The organism is Xanthomonas sp. SHU 199, assembly GCF_000364665.1.
Lineage (GTDB): Bacteria > Pseudomonadota > Gammaproteobacteria > Xanthomonadales > Xanthomonadaceae > Xanthomonas_A > Xanthomonas_A sontii.
The window spans coordinates 1-5,374 of the sequence record NZ_AQOI01000702.1 but is presented as its reverse complement, the minus strand read 5'-3'; the positions used below and the strand labels follow the sequence as shown (position 1 = coordinate 5,374).

Genomic DNA, 5,374 nt, shown 5'->3' with positions numbered 1-5,374 from the left:
GGCGGCTGGGACGCCGGCTATCGGCTGCATGCCGAGGATCTGGACCTGTGCCGCCGGGTGCGCCAGGCCGGTGCCACGGTGGCGGTGCTGAACCGCCTGCGCGTGCTGCACGTGCGCGGCGTGTCCAGCCGCAAACGCCCGTGGTTCGTCGAGTGGCACAAGCACCGCGGGCTGTGGCGCTACTTCCGCAAGTTCGAGGCGCCGACCCGGGCCTGGCCGGTGCGGGCGGCGGTGTGGGCGGTGATCTGGCTGCATGCCTGGGTCACCTTCGCCCGGTTGTGCTGGCGCCGCCCAGGCTGAACGAAATCGGCCGCGTTGCGCGCGCGTGCGGCATGGCAACATAAATTCGCTATATTGGGAAGTACGTCACTTAACAAATGACGTGTTCCGCCGATCTCTCCTGGACCGCGCCTGCTTTCCGGTTCGGGGGAACCCCACCAGGAACTCAACCATGCATGATTTCGACGGCGTGCGTCCGCGCACCCACGCGCGCGCCTGCGCGTCCGCTGTGCCCATGCCCGCTGCCCACCGCGCCACGCCTGCGCGCCGCGCGCGGCTGGCGCTGGCGCTGCTCGCCCTGGCGGCCGGCCCCTGCTGGGCCAGCGCCTGGGTCGACGAGGCCGGTCACGGGCTGGTGATCCTCAAGGCTAGCCATACCGATGGCGGCGCGGTGTTCAACAGCCACGGCCAGTCGGGCAACTTCCCCGATGCCGGGCGCAGCCGCCAGGACCAGCTCAATCTCTACGGCGAATACGGGCTGAGCGCGGACCTGACCCTGGTCGGCAACTTCTATTTCAGCAAGGTCGGCTACCGCAACGACAGCGGCTACGGCGACCGCCACCGCAGCGGCTGGTCCGACCAGGAAATCGGCCTGCGCTACCGGCTCGACCCGGACGGCCGCGATGGCCCCTGGCAGGGCGCGCTGCAGGTGCTGGCGCTGGTGCCCGCGTATGCGCGCCAGCGCGATGGCGAGCGGCCGGCAATGGGCCAGGGTGACTACGGTGCCGAGCTGCGCTACAGCGTCGGCCGCGGCTATCGCCTGGGCGAACACGACGGCTATGTCGACCTGGGCACGGCGGTGCGGCTGCGCGGCGGCGACGCCTCCGACGAGGCACGCCTGGACGTGTCCAGCGGCGTGGCGCTGGCGCCGCGCTGGATGCTGATCGGCGAGTTCAACGTGATCCAGAGCCTGGGCAACGGTAAGGGGCCGAACCGGATCTACGCGCCCGGCGACAACACGCCGATCCGCGGCAACAACTTCGATTTCAGCAAGCTGCAGGCATCGGTGCTGTACACGCTGCCCGGCGGCACGCAGTTGCAGCTCGGCTACCAGCAGCCGGTGGCCGGGCGCAACACCGGCGGCGCGGGCGGTCCGTTCGTGGCCGCCTGGTGGCGGTTCTAGCCGTGTCCGGCGAACACGAGAGCGTCGCCGCCGAGGCGGGCGTGCCCGGCCGGCTCGGACGGCTGCCCACCGAGGGCGGCCTGCAGGCGCCGATCGGCGAGGCGCTGGTCGCCGCAGGGGTGATCGACCCGCCGCAGCTGCAGAACGCGCTGGCCCTGCAGGCGCGCTGGCGCTCGCGGCTGGGCGACGTGGTACTGGCCCAGCGCGGGGTCGCGCCGCTGCGCTTCTACACGGTGCTGGCGCAGCACTTCGGGCTGAACTTCGCCAACCTGCTCAAGCAGCCGATCGACCCGGCGCTGTTCCAGCCGGAGCATCTGGCCGACTACGCGCAGCGCCTGGTGCTGCCGTGGCGCGAGGAGGACGGCCAGCTGGTGCTGGCGGTGGCCGATCCCGGCCCGGAGACCTTCGCCTGGGCGCGCGCCACCTACGGCGAGCAGGTGCGCTTCGTCGGCACCTCCAAGTTCGACATCGTCTGGAGCCTGCAGCAGCACGCCGACGCGCAGCTCACCCACGATGCGCTGAACCTGCTGGCCGAACATGCGCCCGAGCATTCGGCGCGGCAGGTGATCACCCGCGCGCAGTCGGTGTTCCTGGTGGCGCTCACGGTGGTGCTGGCAGCGGCCCTGGCGCTGTGGCCGCTGGTCACCCTGATCGCGCTCAACACGCTGATCGCGGTGGCGTTCCTGGCCACCTTCGGGCTGAAGCTGGTGCTGGCCTGGCGCGGTGCGCGGCGCCGCATCGACATCAAGGTCAGCGACGAGGAAGTGGCCGCGCTCGGCGACGAGGACCTGCCGGTCTACACGGTGCTGGTGCCGATGTACAAGGAACCGGACGTGCTGCCGATCCTGGCCAACGCGCTGCGGCGGCTCGACTACCCGACCTCCAAGCTGGACGTGAAGCTGGTGCTGGAGGCCGACGACACCGAGACCATCGAGGCGGCCAAGGCGCTGGGCCTGGAGGCGTTCTTCGAGATCATCCGGGTGCCGCCGTCGCAGCCCAAGACCAAGCCCAAGGCCTGCAACTACGCGCTGCGCTTCGCCCGCGGGCAGATGCTCACCATCTACGACGCCGAGGACAAGCCGGAGCCGGACCAGCTCAAGCGCGTGGTCGCCGCGTTCCGCAAGTCGCCGGCCGACGTGGCCTGCATCCAGGCGCGGCTGAACTACTACAACGCCGACGAGAACTGGCTCACGCGCATGTTCACGCTGGAATATACGTTGTGGTTCGACTTCTACCTGCCGGCGCTGGAGACCCTGCGCATCCCGATTCCGCTCGGCGGCACCTCCAATCACTTCCGCCTGGACATCCTGCGCAAGGTCCACGCCTGGGATCCGTACAACGTCACCGAGGACGCCGACCTGGGCGTGCGCCTGACCCAGCAGGGCTACCGGGTCAGCGTGGTCAACTCGACCACGTTCGAGGAAGCCAACGTCAGCATCCCCAACTGGATCCGGCAGCGCTCGCGCTGGCTCAAGGGCTACATGCAGACCTGGCTGGTGCACATGCGCGACCCGGTGCAGCTGTACCGCTCCACCGGCGTGCGCGGGTTCTGGGGCTTCCAGCTGTTCGTCGGCGGCACCTTCTTCACCGCGCTGGCCGCGCCGTTGATGTGGTTGAGCTACGGGCTGTGGCTGGCGGTGGGCTCGAAGTTCTTCGATCCGTTCTTCCCGCCGGCGCTGCTGTACCTGAGCCTGCTCAACCTGCTGCTCGGTAATGGCTTCCTGATCTACATGACCCTGGTGGCGGCGTTCAAGCGCGACTACTTCCGCCTGGCGCCCTACGCGCTGACCGTGCCGCTGTACTGGCTGCTGCAGTCCATCGCCGCCTACAAGGGCCTGTGGCAGCTCATCCGCAACCCGTTCTACTGGGAAAAGACCACCCATGGCATCAGCAAGCACATGGCCGAAGAGCGCCGCGCCGCGCTCGACGACTGACGCGCCGCCGCGCGCGCGCGGCACCGCGGTGTTCGTGTTCACCGCGGCGCTGCTGGCGCTGCTGTGCCACCGTCTGCTCGCGCACGGCTACATGAGCGACGACGCGATGGCGCAGTACGCCAAGCTGCTGCTGTTGCGCGACGCGGCCGGCTTCCGCATCGAGTACCTGGGCTTCCTGTACGCGCAGGCCTCGCTGTACCTGGGCGTGCTGCTCGGCGGCCTGCCGGGCCTGTCCACGCCGCTGCTGCCGTACCTGGTCGACGTGCTGGCCGGGGCGACGCTGGTGACCCTGTTGTGGCGCGACATCGCCGCCGGCCTGGGCCGCGGCTGGGCCTGGGCGCTGAGTGCGGGTGTGGTGATCCAGCCGTTCTTCCTGTGGCCGACCCTGTCCGGCAACAACCAGGGCCTGGGCCTGCTGGTGTTCTACGTGGCCGCGCGCGCGCTGCGCCATTTCCGCGACGATCCGGAAGCCTTCGCCTACCTGCGCCTGGCCGCGAGCCTGTGCCTGCTGTTCTTCGTCGACGAGCGCGCCTGCTTCCTGGCGGTGGGGCTGGCGCCGTGGCTGTTCCTGATCGCGCCGCCGCGGCTGATGCGGCAGGCGCCGCTGGCGTTCTACCTGGTGTGCTACCTGCCGTTCCTGTTCGCGGTGGGGGCATGGATGTACCTCAACTACATGTTCTTCGGCGACCCGCTGCTGTTCGTGCGCGACGCCACGTCCGCCTTCCGCGGCATCTCGGCGCAGGCGGCGCTGCAGCCGTGGCTGCAGCAGGCCGCGGCGCAGCCGTGGTGGCCGCCGCTGTGGTTGCTGCTGGCCGGGGTGGTCAGCGCGCCGCTGTTGCTGTTGTTGCGTCACACCCGCGACAGCGACACCTGGCGCAGCGTGCTGGCCGCCGCCGCCACCGTGATCGGCGCCGGCACGCTCGCCACCTGGGCGCGTTTCACGGCGCAGCCGCTGGACTTCCTCGCCCTGCTGCTGGTGCCGGCGGCGCTGGTGCTGGGCGACCTGCGCCGCAACCTGCGCTGGCTGGGCCTGGCGCTGCTGCTGGCCGGCGCGGTGTCCAGCGGCTGGGTGATCGCCCGCACCGCCACCTCCACCACCCGCGACTGGACCGCCGCGCTGCAGGCACCGGCGCCGCCGCGCCATGCCGACGCTGCGCACCTGGGCGCGTGGCTGGCCGAGGCGCGGCTGCCGACCCTGCTCGACGACCGTGCCAGCTATCCGGTGATCGTCGCGCGCGGCGACGCCAAACAACTGATCCTGCCGTTCGACCCGCGCTTCAAGCAGGCGCTGGTCGATCCGCGGCAGATGCCGGCGCAAGTGGTGGTCAGCGACCCGGCCAGCCAGACCGGCGCCCTGGACAGCCTCAACCGTCGCTTCCCGCAGCTATGGCAGCAGGGCTTGCCGGGCTACAGTCTGGTCTACCACCAGGGCATCTACCGGGTATGGCGCCGATCGCCGTGAGACTGCTGACGGCGCTGCTGCTGGCGCTGAGCGCCGGCGGCTGCAGTGCGGCGCCGCCGCCTTGGATGGGCGCCAACGTCAAGGTGTCGCCGCAGGCGCCGTGGGGTAGCGCCGCCGCGCAGCAGTCGCTGCGGCAACTGGCCGAGGCCGGCGCTTCGCGTGCGCTGTTGGTCGCCTTCGTCTGGCAGGCGTCGCCGCAGTCTTCGACCCCGGTGCTGGGCAGCGACAGCAGCCCGGCGCTGGTCCGCGCCGGATTGCGGCAGATGCGCGCCGCCGGCCTGCAGCCGGTGCTGAAGGTGCATCTGTGGATTCCCGGGCACTGGGCCGGCGAGGCCGCGCCGGCCGATCGCGACGCCTGGTTCGCCGCTTATCGGCGCGCGCTGCTGCAACTGGCCCAGGTCGCCGCCGACGAGCGCGCCAGCGCGCTGATCGTCGGCACCGAACTGCGTCAGTTGCAGGATGCGCCGCAGTGGCCGGCGCTGCTGGCGGCGGTGCGCCAGGTCTATCGCGGCCCGATCGGCTATGTCGCCGACGGCCTGGAGCAGGCCGAGCGCTTCGGCTACTGGGACCGTTTCG

General features: G+C 70.8%; 5 protein-coding genes. All 5 read left to right on the top strand.

The features are described 5' to 3' along the window. The coding region (locus D183_RS0119955) for a hypothetical protein (RefSeq protein WP_017910556.1) at positions 1-300 on the top strand (300 nt) is incomplete at its 5' end. A 151-nt stretch (positions 301-451) separates the two neighbouring features. Beyond that, the gene (locus tag D183_RS0119950) at positions 452-1,402 is read left to right on the top strand and encodes a hypothetical protein (protein WP_017910555.1); all 951 of its coding nucleotides are present in this window, start codon (positions 452-454) and stop codon (positions 1,400-1,402) included. Between the two features lie 2 nt (positions 1,403-1,404). Continuing rightward, entirely contained in the window at positions 1,405-3,336 is a 1,932-nt protein-coding gene (locus tag D183_RS0119945; protein ID WP_017910554.1) for a glycosyltransferase family 2 protein, read from the top strand. Further along, positions 3,284-4,798, top strand: coding sequence for a hypothetical protein (locus D183_RS0119940; RefSeq protein ID WP_026144688.1), 1,515 nt, complete (start codon positions 3,284-3,286; stop codon positions 4,796-4,798). The genes D183_RS0119945 and D183_RS0119940 overlap by 53 nt, the downstream gene beginning before the upstream one ends. Then, positions 4,780-5,374 (top strand): glycoside hydrolase family 113 (locus D183_RS0119935; protein WP_017910553.1); only part of this gene is annotated, 595 nt, incomplete at its 3' end. The genes D183_RS0119940 and D183_RS0119935, both read left to right, overlap by 19 nt.

What these genes read in the sequence shown, in the direction of transcription:
- D183_RS0119950 (WP_017910555.1), top strand. Translation starts at nt 452, where the DNA reads ATGCATGATTTCGACGGCGTGCGTCCGCGCACCCACGCGCGCGCCTGC.
- D183_RS0119940 (WP_026144688.1), top strand. Translation starts at nt 3,284, where the DNA reads ATGGCATCAGCAAGCACATGGCCGAAGAGCGCCGCGCCGCGCTCGACG.